The organism is Pantoea sp. Sc1 (genome assembly GCF_000255315.1).
Taxonomy (GTDB): Bacteria; Pseudomonadota; Gammaproteobacteria; order Enterobacterales; family Enterobacteriaceae; genus Pantoea; species Pantoea anthophila.
This window is the reverse complement of record NZ_AJFP01000001.1, coordinates 2,601,399-2,618,459: the sequence shown is the minus strand read 5'-3', so window position 1 is coordinate 2,618,459 and position 17,061 is coordinate 2,601,399. Positions and strand designations below refer to the sequence as shown.

The 17,061-nt window shown below is 55.3% G+C and carries 19 protein-coding genes; 7 read left to right on the top strand and 12 right to left on the bottom strand.

Annotated elements, in window-relative coordinates; all coding sequences use genetic code 11:
• Positions 1 to 162 precede the first annotated feature (162 nt).
• The 3 genes from S7A_RS12115 (at position 163) to S7A_RS12105 (ending at position 4,611) form a co-directional block, all read left to right on the top strand.
• Positions 163 to 1,698, top strand: a complete 1,536-nt coding sequence (locus tag S7A_RS12115) for a glucan biosynthesis protein G (protein WP_181161904.1) — start codon at positions 163 to 165, stop codon at positions 1,696 to 1,698.
• Positions 1,691 to 4,243, top strand: a complete 2,553-nt coding sequence (gene mdoH / locus S7A_RS12110; protein WP_009090914.1) for a glucans biosynthesis glucosyltransferase MdoH — start codon at positions 1,691 to 1,693, stop codon at positions 4,241 to 4,243. The genes S7A_RS12115 and mdoH overlap by 8 nt, the downstream gene beginning before the upstream one ends.
• Positions 4,244 to 4,371: 128 nt before the next feature.
• Complete coding sequence (locus S7A_RS12105; RefSeq protein ID WP_033736571.1) at positions 4,372 to 4,611, top strand: YceK/YidQ family lipoprotein; 240 nt, start codon at positions 4,372 to 4,374, stop codon at positions 4,609 to 4,611.
• On the opposite strand, the gene S7A_RS12100 is transcribed toward S7A_RS12105, so the two are convergent.
• From S7A_RS12100 to S7A_RS12090, 3 genes are all read right to left on the bottom strand, one after another.
• Positions 4,602 to 5,003, bottom strand: a complete 402-nt coding sequence (locus tag S7A_RS12100) for a MysB family protein (RefSeq protein WP_009090912.1) — start codon at positions 5,001 to 5,003, stop codon at positions 4,602 to 4,604. The genes S7A_RS12105 and S7A_RS12100 overlap by 10 nt on opposite strands.
• A gap of 118 nt (positions 5,004 to 5,121) precedes the next feature.
• Positions 5,122 to 5,388 (bottom strand): hypothetical protein, encoded by a 267-nt coding sequence (locus S7A_RS12095; RefSeq protein WP_009090911.1) that lies wholly within the window; start codon positions 5,386 to 5,388, stop codon positions 5,122 to 5,124.
• A 542-nt stretch (positions 5,389 to 5,930) separates the two neighbouring features.
• Positions 5,931 to 6,854 (bottom strand): Kdo(2)-lipid IV(A) acyltransferase, encoded by a 924-nt coding sequence (locus S7A_RS12090; RefSeq protein WP_009090910.1) that lies wholly within the window; start codon positions 6,852 to 6,854, stop codon positions 5,931 to 5,933.
• 253 nt (positions 6,855 to 7,107) lie between these two features.
• Between S7A_RS12090 and S7A_RS12085 the strand changes: the two genes are divergently transcribed.
• The gene (locus S7A_RS12085) at positions 7,108 to 8,157 is read left to right on the top strand and encodes a rhodanese-related sulfurtransferase (RefSeq protein WP_009090909.1); all 1,050 of its coding nucleotides are present in this window, start codon (positions 7,108 to 7,110) and stop codon (positions 8,155 to 8,157) included.
• 47 nt (positions 8,158 to 8,204) lie between these two features.
• On the opposite strand, the gene S7A_RS12080 is transcribed toward S7A_RS12085, so the two are convergent.
• The 9 genes from S7A_RS12080 to grxB all read right to left on the bottom strand — a co-directional run bounded on the left by S7A_RS12080 (position 8,205) and on the right by grxB (position 14,566).
• Positions 8,205 to 8,777, bottom strand: a complete 573-nt coding sequence (locus tag S7A_RS12080) for a YceI family protein (protein WP_009090908.1) — start codon at positions 8,775 to 8,777, stop codon at positions 8,205 to 8,207.
• A 4-nt stretch (positions 8,778 to 8,781) separates the two neighbouring features.
• Complete coding sequence (locus tag S7A_RS12075; RefSeq protein WP_033736338.1) at positions 8,782 to 9,357, bottom strand: cytochrome b; 576 nt, start codon at positions 9,355 to 9,357, stop codon at positions 8,782 to 8,784.
• Positions 9,358 to 9,650: 293 nt separating this feature from the next.
• Positions 9,651 to 10,763 (bottom strand): N-methyl-L-tryptophan oxidase, encoded by a 1,113-nt coding sequence (gene solA / locus S7A_RS12070; protein WP_009090906.1) that lies wholly within the window; start codon positions 10,761 to 10,763, stop codon positions 9,651 to 9,653.
• 93 nt (positions 10,764 to 10,856) lie between these two features.
• Entirely contained in the window at positions 10,857 to 11,111 is a 255-nt protein-coding gene (bssS, locus tag S7A_RS12065) for a biofilm formation regulator BssS (RefSeq protein WP_009090905.1), read from the bottom strand.
• Positions 11,112 to 11,335: 224 nt separating this feature from the next.
• Positions 11,336 to 11,608 carry a hypothetical protein gene (locus S7A_RS12060; protein ID WP_009090903.1) on the bottom strand — a complete coding sequence of 91 codons (273 nt, stop codon included), beginning with the start codon at positions 11,606 to 11,608 and terminating at the stop codon, positions 11,336 to 11,338.
• Positions 11,609 to 11,753: 145 nt separating this feature from the next.
• Positions 11,754 to 11,999 carry a DNA damage-inducible protein I gene (gene dinI, locus S7A_RS12055; RefSeq protein WP_009090902.1) on the bottom strand — a complete coding sequence of 82 codons (246 nt, stop codon included), beginning with the start codon at positions 11,997 to 11,999 and terminating at the stop codon, positions 11,754 to 11,756.
• Between the two features lie 62 nt (positions 12,000 to 12,061).
• The gene (gene pyrC / locus S7A_RS12050; RefSeq protein ID WP_009090901.1) at positions 12,062 to 13,105 is read right to left on the bottom strand and encodes a dihydroorotase; all 1,044 of its coding nucleotides are present in this window, start codon (positions 13,103 to 13,105) and stop codon (positions 12,062 to 12,064) included.
• A gap of 134 nt (positions 13,106 to 13,239) precedes the next feature.
• Positions 13,240 to 13,803, bottom strand: coding sequence for a lipoprotein (locus S7A_RS12045; RefSeq protein WP_009090899.1), 564 nt, complete (start codon positions 13,801 to 13,803; stop codon positions 13,240 to 13,242).
• Between the two features lie 115 nt (positions 13,804 to 13,918).
• Complete coding sequence (gene grxB / locus S7A_RS12040) at positions 13,919 to 14,566, bottom strand: glutaredoxin 2 (RefSeq protein WP_009090897.1); 648 nt, start codon at positions 14,564 to 14,566, stop codon at positions 13,919 to 13,921.
• 295 nt (positions 14,567 to 14,861) lie between these two features.
• On the opposite strand from grxB, the gene rimJ reads away from it, so the two are divergent.
• The 3 genes from rimJ to S7A_RS12025 are packed head-to-tail and all read left to right on the top strand — an operon-like array spanning position 14,862 to position 17,029.
• Complete coding sequence (gene rimJ / locus S7A_RS12035) at positions 14,862 to 15,455, top strand: ribosomal protein S5-alanine N-acetyltransferase (RefSeq protein ID WP_009090895.1); 594 nt, start codon at positions 14,862 to 14,864, stop codon at positions 15,453 to 15,455.
• A 13-nt stretch (positions 15,456 to 15,468) separates the two neighbouring features.
• Complete coding sequence (locus S7A_RS12030) at positions 15,469 to 16,107, top strand: YceH family protein (protein ID WP_009090893.1); 639 nt, start codon at positions 15,469 to 15,471, stop codon at positions 16,105 to 16,107.
• Position 16,108: 1 nt separating this feature from the next.
• Positions 16,109 to 17,029 (top strand): Gfo/Idh/MocA family protein, encoded by a 921-nt coding sequence (locus S7A_RS12025; RefSeq protein WP_009090891.1) that lies wholly within the window; start codon positions 16,109 to 16,111, stop codon positions 17,027 to 17,029.
• Positions 17,030 to 17,061 lie beyond the last annotated feature (32 nt).

Genomic DNA, 17,061 nt, shown 5'->3' with positions numbered 1-17,061 from the left:
GTAGTGTCTAATTGTCCTAAAAGTAGCGTTAAGCCTGACGAAATGCGGGAACAATGTTGCGCATAAGCTGTCGGAAAACCGAATAATCCTTTAAGATAAACGGGTTTGATTTAAGCACACGAAAGGGGGGGATGTGCTGACTAAAGAAAAAATAAAGCCGGACTGATGAAGGTACGCTGGATTGGTACTGCGGTTCTGCTGGCGTTATATGCCAATAACAGTTGGGCGTTTAACATTGATGATGTTGCCACACAAGCCAAAGCGTTGGCAGGGAAAAGCTTCGAAGCGCCTAAAAGCAATTTACCCTCTCAATTTCGTGAAATGAAATTTGCTGACTATCAGCAGATCCAGTTTAACCACGATAAAGCGTACTGGGGCAAACTGCGCACGCCGTTCAAGCTGGAGTTCTATCACCAGGGGATGTATTTCGATACCCCGGTGCAGATCAACGAAGTGACCGCCAGCGCGGTGCGTGAGATCAAATACAGCCCCGATTATTTCAATTTCGGTAACGTAAAACATGACGCTGACGCCGTTAAAAACCTCGGTTTTGCCGGTTTCAAAGTGCTTTACCCGCTTAATAACAAGGGTAAAAACGATGAGATCGCCAGCTTCCTGGGCGCCAGCTATTTCCGTGTAATCGGTGCCGGTCAGGTCTATGGCCTGTCGGCGCGTGGACTCGCCATCGACACGGCATTGCCGTCCGGTGAAGAGTTCCCGCGTTTCAAAGAGTTCTGGATTGAGCGTCCGAAACCTCAGGACAAACAGCTGGTGATCTATGCGCTGCTCGATTCACCTCGTGCGACGGGTGCGTATCGCTTCGTGCTGCGTCCGGGTGAAGCCTCTACCGTGGATGTGCAGTCCAAAGTTTACCTGCGTGATAACGTCGGCAAACTGGGTATTGCTCCGCTGACCAGTATGTTCCTGTTTGGCCAGAACCAGCCATCGACAGTGAATAACTTCCGTCCGGCGCTGCATGACTCTGACGGCCTCTCTATCCACAATGGCAACGGAGAGTGGATCTGGCGTCCGCTGAACAACCCGCGTCATCTGGCGGTGAGCACCTACACCATCGAGAATCCGAAAGGCTTTGGTCTGCTGCAGCGCGGGCGTGACTTCAGCAACTATCAGGATCTGGATGACCGCTATGACCTGCGCCCAAGCGGCTGGGTGGAGCCATTAGGCGACTGGGGTAAAGGCCGGGTTGAACTGGTTGAGATCCCGACGGCCGATGAAACCAATGATAACATCGTTGCGTTCTGGACGCCGGAGACGCTGCCAGAGCCTGGCAAAGAGATGAACTTCAAATATCGCCTGCACTTCTCGCGCGACGAGAAGCAGCTGCACTCGGATGACATTGCCTGGGTCAAAAACACCCTGCGCTCAGCGGGTGACGTGAAGCAGTCGAACCTGGTGCGTCAGCCGGATGGCACCGTGGCTTTCACCATCGACTTCGTGGGTAAAGACATGAGTAAGATGGCGGAAAACAGTCAGGTGACCCCGCAGGTCAGCGTCGGTAAAAACGCTGAAGTGGTTGAGCAGAGCGTACGTTATAACCCGGTCACTAAAGGCTGGCGTCTGGTGTTGCGTCTGCGTGTGAAAGATGCCAAGCAGTCCACCGAAATGCGTGCGGCGCTGGTTAGCGGCGACAAGACATTGACGGAAACCTGGAGCTATCAGTTACCTGCCAATGAATAAATCGACTTTTACACCTCAACGTTATGTGGAATCTCTGCCGCTGGATGCGGCAGGGAAGTCTCGCCTGAGCGTCTCATTGCAGAATGCCAGTGCGTTCCACTTCATTCATGATGTGCTGGGCAGGGATGTCGCAGCCAGTGACCGTCCCGACGATGCGCCGTTAAAATCGGTCTCATCGCGGGTGGAAATGGCCTGGCCCGATGCACTGGCGGGCGGTCAGCAGCTAGGTAAAGATTACCTCGACCGCACCACGCTGAAGGCGATGCCCAAAGTCAAACGTTCACTGATGTTCCCGGAAGCGTGGCGCACCAACCCGGTTGCCCGCGCCTGGGACTCTCTGCGTGGACGCAAATCTGTGCCGCGCTACGCCAGTGCGGAAGAGCAGCGAGCCGAAGAGAAGTGGCGTCATGTCGGTTCGATTCGTCGCTACATTCTGCTGATCCTGACGATTTTCCAGACCGTGGTCGCCACCTGGTACATGAAGAGCATTCTGCCCTATCAGGGCTGGACGCTGCTGGACCCGATGGAGATGATCAACCAGAACTGGCAGCAGTCAGTGATGCAGATCCTGCCGTATGTGCTGCAGACCGGCATCCTGTTCCTGTTTGCCATTCTGTTCTGCTGGGTGTCAGCCGGTTTCTGGACCGCCCTGATGGGCTTCCTGCAGCTGCTGATCGGGCGCGATAAATACAGCATCTCCTACTCCACGGTCGGGGATGAGCCGCTGAATCCGGCGCATCGCACCGCGCTGATTATGCCGATCTGTAATGAAGACGTTGAGCGTGTTTACGCCGGTCTGCGTGCGACCTGGGAGTCAGTGGTTCGCACCGGTAACGCAGAGCACTTTGACGTCTACATCCTCAGTGACAGCTACGATGCGGATATCGCCGTTGCCGAACAGAAAGCCTGGATGGAACTGGTCCGTGACGTCGGTGGGGCAGGCAAGATCTTCTATCGCCGTCGCCGTCGTCGTGTGAAGCGTAAAAGCGGAAACATCGATGACTTCTGTCGTCGCTGGGGCAGCAACTACAGCTACATGGTCGTGCTGGATGCCGATAGCGTCATGAGTGGCGAGTGCCTGACCGGCCTGGTGCGTATGATGGAGGCTAACCCGAACGCCGGGATCATCCAGTCGTCGCCGAAAGCCTCAGGAATGGATACGCTCTATGCGCGCTGTCAGCAGTTCGCGACCCGCGTCTATGGTCCGCTGTTTACCGCCGGTCTGCACTTCTGGCAGCTGGGCGAGTCGCACTACTGGGGTCACAACGCCATTATCCGCGTGAAACCCTTCATCGAGCACTGTGCGCTGGCGCCACTACCGGGCGAAGGGTCGTTTGCGGGCTCGATTATGTCGCATGACTTCGTCGAGGCGGCACTGATGCGTCGTGCCGGCTGGGGCGTCTGGATCGCCTATGACCTGCCGGGCTCTTATGAAGAACTGCCGCCGAACCTGCTGGATGAGCTGAAGCGTGACCGCCGCTGGTGCCACGGTAACCTGATGAACTTCCGTCTGTTCCTGGTAAAAGGGATGCACCCGGTTCACCGCGCGGTGTTCCTGACCGGCGTGATGTCCTACCTGTCAGCTCCGCTGTGGTTCCTGTTCCTGGCGCTTTCCACGGCCCTGCAGGTCGTGCATACGCTTATGGAGCCGACCTACTTCCTGCAGCCGCGACAGCTCTTCCCGGTCTGGCCGCAGTGGCGTCCGGAGCTGGCGATAGCGCTGTTCTCGACCACGATGGTGCTTCTGTTCCTGCCGAAGCTGCTGAGCGTGGTGCTGATCTGGTTTAAAGGGGCGAAGCCTTACGGTGGCGCACTGCGCGTGCTGTTGTCACTGGTGCTGGAAACGCTGTTTTCGGTGCTGCTGGCCCCGGTGCGCATGCTGTTCCACACCGTGTTTGTGGTCAGCGCCTTCCTTGGCTGGGAAGTCGTCTGGAACTCCCCACAGCGTGATGACGATGCGACGCCATGGGGCGAGGCGTTTAAACGTCACGGTTCACAGATGGCACTGGGTCTGGTGTGGGCAATTGGTATGGGACTGCTGGATCTCAACTTCCTGTGGTGGCTGGCACCGATCGTCTTCTCCCTGATCCTGTCACCGTTTGTGTCGGTGATGTCGAGCCGTGCAACGCTGGGCCTGAAGAGCAAGCGCGCGAAGCTGTTCCTGATCCCGGAAGAGTCTTCACCGCCGCAGGAGCTGGTGGACACCGACCGCTATCTGCAGCTCAACCGCGAGCGTGTACTGGAGAACGGCTTTATGCACGCGCTGTTCCATCCGGCGTTTAACGCGCTGGCGACAGCGCTGGCGACTTCACGTCACCGGCAGAGTCAGTTACTCGACTACGCCCGCGACCGTCGTGTCGATCAGGCGCTGAGCGATGCACCGGAAAAACTCAGCCGCGACCAGCGTCTGCAGCTGATCAGCGATCCGGTGGTGCTGGCCCGCGTCCATACCCGACTGTGGGAAAATGCGGAGAAGTATCACCAGTGGGTAGAGAGTTATCAGAAACTGACGCTCAACCCTAACGCGCTGGCAAAAAACGCGTAATCTGAAAAAGCGGCAGCGATGCCGCTTTTTTTATGGGATGAAAACAGGGCGGGGATGATAATTTACTCGCAGGCCGTCACCGCATGCCGCGCGTGACACTCTCTGGGGCAGGTAAAGGCGGGTTTGTGGTGAAACGAGTTTTAAAGGCAGGTGTTATCGCTCTCGCGGTGCTCTGCTTAAGCGGATGCGGCAGTATTATCAGCCGAACCGTGCCCGGACAGGGACACGGTAATCAGTACTATCCGGGCGTACAGTGGGATGTACGCGACAGCGGATGGCGGGTGCTGACCATCCTTGATCTGCCCCTGTCGCTGGTGCTGGACACCCTGCTGTTGCCAGTGGATGCCAGCCATGGTCCTTACGAATAACCGCGATCGGAGTCGCTGTTATCATCTTCCCACTCCTGAGCCGCGGCTTCACCCTCTTCGGTGTCGAGCGGCGGCTCCAGCTGGAACTCGCCATCGTCCCACTCGTGCAGGGTGTTTTCCGCTAACCACTCCTGACGCAGTTCCACTTCGTCAAAATCAGCGTCAAAAATAGCCTGAGCAGCTTCACCGGTGCGGTAAGGAAGGCATTCGCCTGCGTCACCTTCGTCGACCAGGAACTCAGCCTGCCACATGATATCGCCATCCTGCATCACGTACTTTTGCAGGCCGAACTGGCTGACCGACGCCTCTTCTTCATCCACTTCAGGGTTGTTTGCGAGAAACTCCTCACGTGCAGCATCAATCGCTTCCTCTAAGGTACTGTACATGCTCATCGATCTTCTCCTTACCGGGTTCACTTGATTTCAGTGAAGAATAGACGAAATTTGCCGGAGGGAAAGGGCGGGGGCGTGTAACTGGCGGGAAATAAACCATTTCCCGCCAGCAGCGGGATTAACGCATTTTTTGCGGGAAGTGCAGAACCGGCTGTACCGACTCATGAATAACCGGTGCCGCGTAGCGAATACAGCATTTGATGCAGGGTTTAACTTTCTTAAAATTGATTCTGGCGATGGATAAGGCCTGGCTGAGATTATACAGGGTGCCGATAAAAATCATCTGCTCCTTGCCGGGCATCCGCCTGCATCCCTGACGATGAAGAAAATGGTAGTTCTCCTGATCGGTCGTAATGGTGACGTAATAGTAGAGACCTTTACTCATATTAGGGATCCCCTGAGGTTCGCTGTGTGTGATCGTTTTTTTATAATTGAGCTGAAGTCGTTAAAAGCCTGAATGTCACTGCTGAAATTACCGTTAAGTCGGAAGAGGTTCAAATGCAATAACGGCATATCGGGCTGTTAAATTTTTGTAAAAATGAATATGTCGGCGGCTTGAATGACAATCCCTTGTTAATTAAGTTAATTTTAGTGGATTGATAAGCGACCAGAAAGCATTAAGCCTGGCTAAATAGGAATAGGCCTGGTGATAAAATTAATTAGCGCCAGCGCAAATTAAAGCAGAAAAATTAAAATCTGATGAATGTCTGTCAGAATATGCAGCAGGCGGCTTACTGTAGTTGTAATAAATAAGCCGGGCTGATTGAATGCGGTGGAAATCAGCGTCTCCTGCGAGCGTATCTGATAATAACTGGATCGTTAAACCGGGAAGCCGCAATATCGGTCAGCCGCGCGATTGATTTATCGGGACAGAGCATTGTAGCAGGAAAGGCGCTAAACGGCCGCGAGACCGTTTAGCGTGGCAGATTAATAGCGGGAGGGTTCGCCTTGCGGACGGGTTTTAAAGCGGCGATGCAGCCACATATATTGCTCAGGTGCCAGCAGCACACCCTCCTCAACCACTTTGTTCATCCTGGCTGCGGTGACTTCATCGTTTTCCAGCGTAAATTCGCTGCGGATGTCGGGCAGGATCATCAGTTCATAGCCCCGGCCACCAGGCAGACGACGCGGCACAAACGGAATGACTGCGGGGTTGCCGGCGCGGATCAGCAGATGGGTCCCCACTGTCGTTGCCGCCTTTTCCACGCCAAAGAAGGGCACAAAGACGCTGCTGCGCGGGCCATAGTCGTGGTCAGGGGCATACCAGATAATGTCCCCCTGCTTCAGGGCGCGGATCATTCCTTTGAGATCCTTACGGTCGAGCATGCTTTTGTTTGACCGCATGCGACCTTTGACCTGCAGCCAGTCAATCAGCTTATTGTCATTGGGGCGATAGACGCCAATGCCAGGATTGTGGATGCCAAACATGCGCGCGCCGATCTCCAGCGTCAGAAAGTGCATGCCGATGAGCAGCACACCGCGCTGGTTGTCGCGCGCGGCCTGAATATGCTCCAGACCGGAGGGCTTGTGCCATTTGTTAATACGCCAGTCCGGCCAGAACCACGCCATGCCGGTTTCAATCAGGCCCATGCCGACGGATTCGAAATTGTGTTTCACCATCGCCTCACGCTCATTGACCGGCATCTCCGGAAAACTTAATTCCAGATTACGTCGGGCGATGCTGACGCGACGATTCATAAAGCGCATGGCGATACGGCCAATATTGCAGCCGAGCACATAGAGCAGGGGATAAGGAAGGAGCACCAAAAGATAAAGAAAAGCGATACCCAGCCAGGTCAGCCAATAGCGCGGGTGAAGCAGTTCTCGTGAAAACTGAGGCAACTGAGTCATGTGAAGGTTAATTTTCCTGCGTCATGCACCCTGCGGTGCTGATATCTCATTGATTTACACTATTGTGCCAGTTTTTAACGTTCGCTTAAATATCGCTGATGGAACCGGGCCTCAATGAGCGGGGAGAAAGCCGCCGCGAGTGCCGGAAAAAACAGCAACTGACTATCGGTCCTGACGCAACGCTTTGCATACACCTGAAATCAGGTATCATGTGCCCGCTAATTTTCTCCTATTGATAACAGGAAAGAACACCATGCCAGTGTTACATAACCTCGTTTCCAATAAAGAGCTGAAGGCGCGCATGCTGGCTGAAACTGAGCCGCGCACCACTGTCTCTTTTTATAAGTATTTCCAGATTGCCGATCCTAAAGCCTTCCGCGATGCGCTCTATGTTGGCCTGACCGCCCTCAAGGTGTTTGGTCGCGTCTATGTTGCCCATGAAGGCATCAACGCGCAGATCAGCGTGCCCGCCAGCCAGTATGAAAAGATGAAGGCCTGGCTGTATGCGTTCGATCCGGCGCTGAACAACCTGCGTATGAACGTTGCTCTGGATGATGATGGAAAGTCGTTCTGGGTACTGCGCCTGAAAGTGCGCGATCGCATCGTGGCGGACGGTATTGAGGACAGCAGCTTCGACGCAAGCAATGTCGGTCACTACCTGAAAGCGGCGGAAGTCAACGCCATGCTGGACGATCCGGACGCGCTGTTTGTCGATATGCGAAACCACTACGAATATGAAGTGGGCCGTTTTGACAACGCGCTGGAAGTGCCGGCAGACACCTTCCGTGACCAGCTGCCAATGGCCGTGGATATGCTCAGGGAGCAGAAAGATAAAAAGATCGTCATGTACTGCACCGGCGGCATCCGCTGCGAAAAGGCCAGTGCCTGGATGCGGCATAACGGTTTTGAAGATGTCTATCATATCGAAGGTGGCATCATCGAGTACGCCCGCCGCGCCCGTGAACAGGGCTTGCCGGTCAGATTCAAAGGCAAAAACTTTGTCTTTGATGAGCGGATGGGTGAGCGGATTTCTGACGATGTGCTGGCTAACTGCCATCAGTGCGGTGAGCCCTGCGATACCCACGTCAACTGCGTGAATGACGGCTGTCATCTGCTGTTTATTCAGTGCAAGAGCTGCGCAGAGAAGTTTGAGAACTGCTGCAGTCCGATCTGTCAGGAAGAGGCGAAGCTCTCTCCGGAAGAGCAGCGCGCCCGTCGTGCCGGACGAGAGAATGGCAATAAAATCTTTAACAAGTCGCGTGGCCTGTTAAACATGACCATTCCCGCGCCGAAGAAGTCATAAAGCGGTAAACGTGGCCGCCTGAACGCTGATTCAGGCGGCCTGCGGCTTTACTGACGCACACCTTCCACCGAGATCATCAGCTGAACCTTCTGCGAGGCTGGTCCCAGATCTTTCGTTATATTGAAATCTTTCAGCGCAATTTCACCTTCCGCTTCAAAGCCAGCACGATAACCACCCCACGGATCTTTGCCTTCACCCAGCTTCTTCGCCTCCAGCGTCACCGGCTTCGTGACGCCGTTCAGCGTCAGATCGCCGGTAATCTCTAATTCATCGCCCTCTTTCTTCACTGACGTGGATTTAAAAGTCGCCTGCGGATTTTTACTGCTGTTCAGGAAATCCGCGCTGCGCAGATGTTTGTCACGTTCAGCATGGTTGGTATCCACGCTGCTGGTATTAATCGTCACCTCGACTTTATCGGCGGCAGGGTTCTTCTCATCAAAGGTGAAGCGGCCATCGAAATCTTTAAAGGTACCGTAGAGCCAGCTGTAACCCAGATGCTGGATGCGAAACTGAATAAAGGCGTGCTGCCCCTCTTTATCAATTTTGTAGTCAGCGGCACTGGCACTCAGGGAACCGAGCAGCAGGCTGGCCGCGGTCATCGTCAGCAGACTTTTCTTCAACATATTATCTGTCCTTTTCAGAGGGTAAGGGGAGGCGTAAACCTGACATCCGTTTTAAGGTGTTATCGCGATCGATAACATGGTGTTTTATTGCAGCCAGACCGTGCAGGATCGACAGGATCACCACACTCCAGGCCAGCCAGAGGTGAATATCGCCTGCGAGGTCGGCCTGCTCGCCTGCACCGCTGAACAGGGCAGGCAGCGTAAACCAGCTGAACACGGCGATGGGTTTACCGTCGGCGGTGGAGATGAGATAGCCGCTGATCAGAATGGCCAGCAGCAGGGTATAAAGTAACAGGTGTGCCACGACAGAACTGATGCGCACCAGAGGGGAATGGCTGCTCAGGGGCCTGGGCGGCGGCGAAATAACGCGCCACACAAGGCGGATAATCAGCGTCAGTAACAGGAGCACGCCAATACTTTTATGAATTTCCGGGGCGTCGTGATACCAGCTGTCGTAATAGCCCAGACCGACCATCCATAATCCCAGCGCAAACATGCCATAAATGGCCAGCGCCATCGACCAGTGCAGCAGCACAGCAACCCGGCCAAACTGATGCGGTGTATTACGCAATAACATAATCTGAGCGTCACGTAGAAATAATATGAAATAAGCATCCACATTATGAAATATAAAAGCAATCGCCCTTACGCTTCTATAAATTCAAAAAATCATCGGAAAAGGTTGAATAAAAAGGCAGGGAAATGGGCAATATTACTGAATAATAATTTTGATGAGGGGAAAATGGTCAACCTCATTCCGCCCAAATGAACAATCGGGGCGAAATAAGGGCAAATTTTTGTCAGGGAAATTCAACTTGCGTCAATCTTTGTCAGCAGGATGGCACCCTGTGATGCCATCCGTTTGCAGAGTCAGAAACGCGAAAGGCGGAACGAAGAGAGATCAAAGGAAAAGGGTTTCTGCTGCGCAAATTCCGCGGCCAGTTCGCCCAGCACGCTGGCAAATTTGAAGCCGTGTCCGCTGAGTCCGGTTATCAGCAGGCGATTGGGTTCACCCGGCAGCGTATCAATAATAAAATCTTCATCCGGGCTGAAGTCGTAGCTGCACGCTTCACCATGCAGACAGACACCGACGCCCGGTAAGAACTGGCGCAGGAAGCCAAAAGCTTCACTGCCATCTGCCGCCACGGCACCGAAGGGTTTACGATCTTCAGGCTGCTGCATCGGCTGTCCGCCATCGTGACGACCCACTTTCAGGGCGTTGTTGTCGGCCGGAAAGCCATAGAACTGGCTGCCGTCACGCATCTCGACGGTAAAGCCCGGGAACCTGTTGTTCTCGCTGTAGCGACCATCAGCCTGATACCAGGCAAACACCTTACGGGTAGGGGCAACCGGCAGGTTCGGGATGAGTTTTCCGACCCATGTACCGGCGCTGACCACCATTTTACGGCCGCGATAGACACCATCCAGCGTTGTAACCTGCTGAAGGTCGCCATCCCGGCCCAGTTCTGAGACCGGGCAGTTGAACAGCTGGGCACAGCCTGCCTGTTCCGCCAGCTGAACCCAGCTGCGCACCGCCTGTTCACATTTCAGGAAGCCCGACTGCGGCTCAAATACGCCCAGATAGCCCTCCGGTACGTTAATCTGTGGCCAGCGCTGACGCACTTCCCCGGGCTGCATCACCTCAATGTTAAGCCCCCAGCGGCTTGCGCTGTCGATAACGTTGCGGATAAAAGGGGAGTCGTGAGGGGCGAGGTTAAGCACGCCGCTGCGATGCATAATACGCTCACCGGCTCGCTGTTCCAGTTCATCCCACAGCATCTGAGCCCGCAGTACCAGCGGCACATAACGTTCGCCTTCGCCGTAAGCGTGACGAATCAGACGGCTTTCGCCATGATGCGTACCCTGATTGTGAGGAGGGTGGGCACTGTCGATCATTAATACCGAGAGGCCTGCCTGGGTGGCATAGTAGCCAGCCGCCGCACCTACTGAGCCGCTGCCAACGACGATAAGATCATAAATCATGGTAACTACGCTCTAAGAGTCAGATAATCAACAGCATACCGAAACAGAAACGAAAAAGGCACCCCTGAGGGTGCCCCTTTGATGTGGCTGAAACTAATGCTTACTGAGGAGTCGTTCCATCTGCTCGGCGGATTCAATCTTGGCGATGCCTGCTTCGAGGATCGAGATGAACTGCCTTGCCACATCCGTTGTCAGCCAGTAGGTGGGGCCAACATCCGCTTCTTCTTCTTTTTGATCCTGCGACGACAGCGAGTGCAGGCGGATCATCATGGCGTCATAGCTATCAACGGTACTGATATCCCAGCCCACCAGCGGGTGAGTCTGAATAACGTCTTTTCTTCTGTCCATTATAACCTCCTTATTACTCGTTAAACGAAGTGCATGATGAGGTTCAATGCGGCTTTTTTATTCCGATAGCGAAACAATTATAACAGTAAACCCGGGTGTCACTGTTTAAAAAATGCCGTGAGTCAGCTTCTCACAGAATATTCGCTTTTAACAGGCAGGAGTCAAAAAATAAAATGCCTGGCAGGCAGGCATTTTTTTTACGATTCAGTGGGCAGGCCGCCGGTTCAGAGCGCCGGGCTGTCTGGCACGATGCCGCCGACGCGTTTCTGCAGGGATTCTGCCAGACGGGCAAAATGTTGCTGAAGCTGTTCATCATGGTTTTGATTCTGGGCTTCCAGCGACAGATTGTGCACCAGCAGCTGGCTGGCACGATCGTCAAGACAGAAAATCAGACTGGAAAAGGCATTTTCCAGCACCGTTAAACGACGCTGCTGATCACCAATCAGTGCTAACAACTCACCAAAGGTCATCGCCTCTTCCGGTTTATCAGTAGTCATGGTGTCGCACCTCCTGTTATGCGTGACGAGCGCAAGGATAGGGCATTGATCAGTAAGAGTCTAGATGCAGGAAGAGGGAAGTGCGAGAGGGGAGAAAAGATAAAAAAACCGGGTGGCGACACCCGGAAAAAAAGCACAGTGGCGGTTAATCAGTAATGAACCAGTCGTCAGCACTCTCCCACGTCTGTTGCAGGATTTCGCTGATCTGGTCGCGCGTCTCTTTTCCACCGCCCAGCACGCTGAGATTGTTGGCACTGGCATAACGTACCTTGACGTGATTGATCGAGTCAGGGAACTGTTCGTCAATGCGGCGTGACAGTTCATCGCTTAACGCCTCTATCGCGCCAGCAGGAAGAGGTCGGGTATTTGATACGGTAATTTCAACACGCATAGCAGCCTCCGGATAAGATACTGTATATATTTACAGTATCCATCCGCCGGAGGCAAGCAAAATTATGCAACGCGCCAGTTGAGCGTTTCACCCGCGAGGAAAGGAATCAGAGCGTCACTGCCCAGCGAGATGGACGCCGGCACCTGCCAGGGCTCACGCACCAGGGTAATTGTGCCTTCATTCAGCGGCAGGCCATAGAAACGCGGGCCGTTTTCAGAACAGAACGCTTCGAAGTGCTCCAGCGCATTCAGCTCTTCAAACACGGTCGCGTATGCCGCCAGCGAGGTCGGCGCATTAAATACGCCCGCGCAGCCACAGGCAGACTCTTTAAGATGCTGCAGATGCGGAGCGGTGTCGGTGCCGAGGAAGAAACGCGGATGACCGCTGGCCACGACCCTGCGCAGCGCGTCCTGATGCACATTGCGCTTGAGAATCGGCAGGCAGTAAAGATGCGGGCGAATACCGCCCACCAGCATGTGGTTGCGGTTAAACATCAGGTGCTGCGGCGTAATGGTCGCGCCCAGCGTCTCATCGGCAGCAGCGACATAATCCGCGGCATCCTGGGTGGTGATGTGCTCCATCACCACTTTCAGCCCCGGAAACTGACTGCGCAGCGGCACCATCACGGTGTCAATGAAGCGGGCTTCACGATCAAAAATGTCGATATGGGCATCGGTGACTTCGCCATGAACCAGCAGCGGCATACCCAGCTGCTGCATCCGCTCCAGCACGCGGGCGATGGAGGCGATATTGGTGACGCCGTGGCTGGAGTTGGTGGTGGCATGGGCCGGATAGAGCTTGGCGGCGGTAAACAGACCGGATGTGAAGCCACGCTCAAGCTCATCCGGATCCAGTGAGTCAGTGAGATAACAGGTCATCAGCGGCGTAAAGGCGTGATCGGCGGGCAGCGCGGCCAGGATGCGGTCGCGGTACGCTTCTCCTGCCGCTACGCTGGTCACCGGCGGCACCAGGTTAGGCATCACGATGGCACGACCATTAACCGCGCTGGTGTAGGGCAGGACCGTTTTAAGCATCTCATCGTCACGCAGATGAATGTGCCAGTCGTCAGGGCGACGCAGGGTAAGTTGCTGAGGTTGTGCTGTCATCAGTGAAGCTCCGGCAGAAAGGAAACAGAAGGCATGTTTTGGCCGGGGTCTAAGCATAAGGATTCAGGCAACCGTTTGCACCTGCTTTTTCTGCTGACAGCAAAAATCCGCGCCGGATGGCGCGGCAATCGGGATTACTGCGTGAAGGGGATAACCAGTTCGCCCGGTCTGACTTCCAGTCCTTTGGCAAATTTTTTCGCCAGTGACTCACCCTTACTGCGGTCAGCGCTGAGACGGTAAGCCGGGTTTTGATCGAAATAGCTCTTCAGCGACTGATTCAGATAAGGCGTCAGGGTTTTCATGATGGCGGCCATTTTCTCCGGCGCCACCTGTGCATCGGTTATCTCCAGATCGCGCAGAAAGATCGCCCCCTGCTGTGGGTCATAGACAGGCTGTGCGCGCATCGTCAGCTGCATGTCAGCCTGCTGCGGGCCGAACAGGGAGGTGACGTTAATCTTTGCATTGCCGGAAAGCGACACTTTGCCGGGTTCTGCGCGGCCGATCTGGCTGGTGAGATTATTCAGGACAATATGCGCATTGACCAGACCGGACACGCCAATGTCTTTCTCGTAGTTGTTATGCTTTTGCAGCGCCTGATTCACTTCCTGTTCGCTGATAGTGTACTGGGTCAGTTTATTGCAGCCGCTCACCAGCAGCACAAACATCAGGGCAGTCAGCCCGAAAAATACCTTTTTCATCGTTCTATATCCTGAATAACAAAGTCAGTTAACAGGATATAGCCTGCCTGAATGCGTGAGAGGTGTCATCAGAAAAGGGATGAGAAACGCCGCAGCGTCTCTCATTCGGGCGGGCTTACTGCGCAATAGAAGAGAGCAGATTGACCTGGGTCTGTTTGGCCATATTGTCACGGTAGTCAGCGACCCGTGCTGGCCAGTCGATGCCCGGAACCAGCGTCAGGGAGCGCAGCAGCGGGAAGAGGCTGAAATCATCCTCCGACAGCTCGCCGTTAACCGCATTAGGCTGGACGATCAGGCCGTCCAGTTTGCGCAGATCGCCGCTGACTTTTTTAATCAGCCCGGCCGAATGCGTTTTCAGCTCCTCAAAATCACCGATGCTGGCCTGCTTTTTCGCGCGGAAATAGTCACGTGCCGCCGGGGTGGCAAACTCCGCAAAAGGGGCCTCGGCAATGCGCGGCAGCAGCAGCTTATTCACGTAGCTGTTCATGTGACGCAGCCAGTCGCCAATGGCCGGATTGAGCGCACCGGTAATCAGCGGTTTGCCATCCTGCTGGTCGACATAGTGCACAATCTCCATGCTTTCCGGCATCGCGCTGCCATCCTTTTTCTGCAGGACAGGCGCCATTTTCTGGCCGATCAGTCGCTGAGGCGTCTCTTCATCGTCATTGAGCATGACCACCAGCTCAACCGGCAAATTCTTCAGACCAAAAATCATGCGCGCTTTCACACAGAAGGGGCAGTGGTCGTAGATATAGAGCTTCATCCTGATCTCCCTCGTTTACAGGTTAATGTTTAACAGAGTGAATCATTTCATCCTGTTCCGTGCGCCTGAAAAGTATGGAAGAGATTCCCCCTCCCGGCAAACCAGCCCGACAGATGGCCGGGCTGAACGGGCGTTGATGACGCCTGAGCAGGAGCGTCTGCGCGGTGATAACGGAACAAAATCAACCTCTTTACGGCAAAAAATCCGTAATGTTTTACCGCAGCCCAGGCGGCGGTTATAGTGAAAGCCAGATAATGACGGCTTTCACTCTCAGCCATTGATTTCAGGAGTCAGGATGTTTGGCTATCGTTCTGCCGCGCCCAGGGTGCGCTTAACCACCGATCGGCTGGTGGTCCGTCTGGTTCACGAACGTGACGCCTGGCGAATGGCAGATTACTACGCGGAAAACCGCCTGTTTTTAAAACCGTGGGAGCCCGTGCGCGATGACAGTCACTGCTATCCCTCCGGCTGGCAGGCGCGGCTGGGGCTGATCGCCGACATGCATAAGCAGGGCTCGGCCTTCTATTTTATTCTGATGGACAGCGAAGAAACCGAAGTGCGCGGCGTAGCCAACTTCAGCAACGTACTGCGCGGTTCCTTTCACGCCTGTTATCTCGGCTATTCGCTGGGCGAAAAGTGGCAGGGACAGGGGCTGATGTTTGAAGCGTTACAGTCTGCTATCCGCTACATGCAGCGTCAGCAGCATATTCACCGCATCATGGCGAACTACATGCCGCACAACCAGCGCAGCGGCGACCTGCTGGCGCGCCTCGGTTTTGAAAAAGAGGGATATGCGAAAGACTATCTGCTGATTGACGGACGCTGGCAGGATCACGTGCTGACAGCATTAACCCAGCGGGAATGGACGCCTGATCGGCGTGGACAATAATGAGGACGCAAGCATGAAGATGGCTTTATCGGCGCAGGCGCTGCGCGTGCTGGGCTGCCTGCTGGAGAAGCAGGTCACCACGCCGGAACAGTATCCGCTGTCACTGAATGGAGTCGTGGTGGCCTGTAACCAGAAATCAAACCGCGAGCCGGTGATGGAGCTGAGTGAAAGCGCGGTGCAGGATGAACTCGATCAGCTGGTGAAGCGGCATCTGGTTACCGCCAGCAGCGCGTCCGGTCAGCGGGTCGTGAAATATGAGCAGCGTTTCTGTAACTCCGCCTTTGGCACGCTGAAGCTGAACAGCGCCGAAGTTGCCGTGCTGACGTTACTGATGCTGCGCGGTCCGCAGACGCCAGGCGAACTGCGCACCCGCAGCGGCCGTCTTCATGAGTTCAGTGACGTCAGCGAAACAGAACAGACGCTGGAAGGCCTGATGCAGCGTGACGACAGCGCCCGGGTGATCCGCCTGGCGCGCGAGCCGGGCAAGCGCGAAAGCCGCTTTATGCATCTGCTGGCCGGGGAGAGCGACACGCCACTGGCCGCCGATGAGCCGGAAGAGCAGGGCGATCTGGCGAGGCGTGTGGCCACCCTGGAACAGCAGGTCGCCCGGCTTCAGGCTCAGCTCACTCAACTGCTGCAGCCGGAGCATTAAGATGACTTTACGTATTGGTGTGGTGGGACTCGGCGGTATCGCACAGAAAGCCTGGCTGCCGGTGTTGTCGGCGGCGACGGACTGGACGCTGGTGGGGGCATTTTCGCCGAATCAGGCCAAAGCCCGGCCACTCTGCGACAGTTACCGTATGGACTGTTTCAGTTCCCTGAATGCGCTGGCCGCGGCCTGCGATGCCGTTTTTGTCCACAGCAGCACCGCCACGCACTATGAGGTGGTGAAGGCGCTGCTGCTGGCCGGAAAAGATGTCTGCGTCGATAAGCCGCTGGCGGAAACCCTGGATCAGGCTGAGGCGCTGGTGGCGCTGGCGGAGAAACAGCAGCGTAAGCTGATGGTCGCCTTTAATCGCCGCTTCGCCCCGCGCTATCAGCAGCTGCGGGCGGAGATGGGACACGTCGCTTCCCTGCGGATTGAAAAGCACCGCAGCGATAGCGTCGGGCCTCAGGATCTCCGCTTTACCCTGCTCGATGACTACCTGCACGTCGTCGACACCGCACTCTGGCTGGGCGGCAAGCCTGTTCAGCATGTTCAGGGGCGCATTGACACCAACGAACAGGGACAGATGCTCTACGCTGAGCACCACTTCGCCCTGGAGGGCCTGTCGATCACCACCAGCATGCATCGGCGCGCAGGCAGTCAGCGTGAGCGGGTCAGTGCGACAGGCGACGGTAAATGTATCGACATCAGTGAGATGCGCGACTGGCAGGAAGAGCGGCACGACGGCGTGCTGATCGCTCCGCCTGCCGCCTGGCAGAGCCACCTGACCCAGCGCGGGTTCAGCGGGGCCGCACGCCATTTTATCGACTGCGTGCAGAATCAGACGACGCCTGAAACCAGCGGTGAACAGGCGCTGATGGCGCAGCGTGTGGTGGAAAACCTCTGGCGTAGTGCCATTCTGGAATAACGCCTTGTAACACTCCGTGCTGGTCATTTCCC

Bases quoted from the DNA above. Each gene is read 5' to 3' on its own strand.
- mdoH (WP_009090914.1), top strand. From the start codon at position 1,691: ATGAATAAATCGACTTTTACACCTCAACGTTATGTGGAATCTCTGCCG.
- S7A_RS12100 (WP_009090912.1), bottom strand. From the start codon at position 5,003: ATGAGCATGTACAGTACCTTAGAGGAAGCGATTGATGCTGCACGTGAG.
- S7A_RS12095 (WP_009090911.1), bottom strand. From the start codon at position 5,388: ATGAGTAAAGGTCTCTACTATTACGTCACCATTACGACCGATCAGGAG.
- S7A_RS12090 (WP_009090910.1), bottom strand. From the start codon at position 6,854: ATGACTCAGTTGCCTCAGTTTTCACGAGAACTGCTTCACCCGCGCTAT.
- S7A_RS12085 (WP_009090909.1), top strand. From the start codon at position 7,108: ATGCCAGTGTTACATAACCTCGTTTCCAATAAAGAGCTGAAGGCGCGC.
- S7A_RS12075 (WP_033736338.1), bottom strand. From the start codon at position 9,357: ATGTTATTGCGTAATACACCGCATCAGTTTGGCCGGGTTGCTGTGCTG.
- solA (WP_009090906.1), bottom strand. From the start codon at position 10,763: ATGATTTATGATCTTATCGTCGTTGGCAGCGGCTCAGTAGGTGCGGCG.
- bssS (WP_009090905.1), bottom strand. From the start codon at position 11,111: ATGGACAGAAGAAAAGACGTTATTCAGACTCACCCGCTGGTGGGCTGG.
- S7A_RS12060 (WP_009090903.1), bottom strand. From the start codon at position 11,608: ATGACTACTGATAAACCGGAAGAGGCGATGACCTTTGGTGAGTTGTTA.
- dinI (WP_009090902.1), bottom strand. From the start codon at position 11,999: ATGCGTGTTGAAATTACCGTATCAAATACCCGACCTCTTCCTGCTGGC.
- pyrC (WP_009090901.1), bottom strand. From the start codon at position 13,105: ATGACAGCACAACCTCAGCAACTTACCCTGCGTCGCCCTGACGACTGG.
- S7A_RS12045 (WP_009090899.1), bottom strand. From the start codon at position 13,803: ATGAAAAAGGTATTTTTCGGGCTGACTGCCCTGATGTTTGTGCTGCTG.
- grxB (WP_009090897.1), bottom strand. From the start codon at position 14,566: ATGAAGCTCTATATCTACGACCACTGCCCCTTCTGTGTGAAAGCGCGC.
- rimJ (WP_009090895.1), top strand. From the start codon at position 14,862: ATGTTTGGCTATCGTTCTGCCGCGCCCAGGGTGCGCTTAACCACCGAT.
- S7A_RS12030 (WP_009090893.1), top strand. From the start codon at position 15,469: ATGAAGATGGCTTTATCGGCGCAGGCGCTGCGCGTGCTGGGCTGCCTG.
- S7A_RS12025 (WP_009090891.1), top strand. From the start codon at position 16,109: ATGACTTTACGTATTGGTGTGGTGGGACTCGGCGGTATCGCACAGAAA.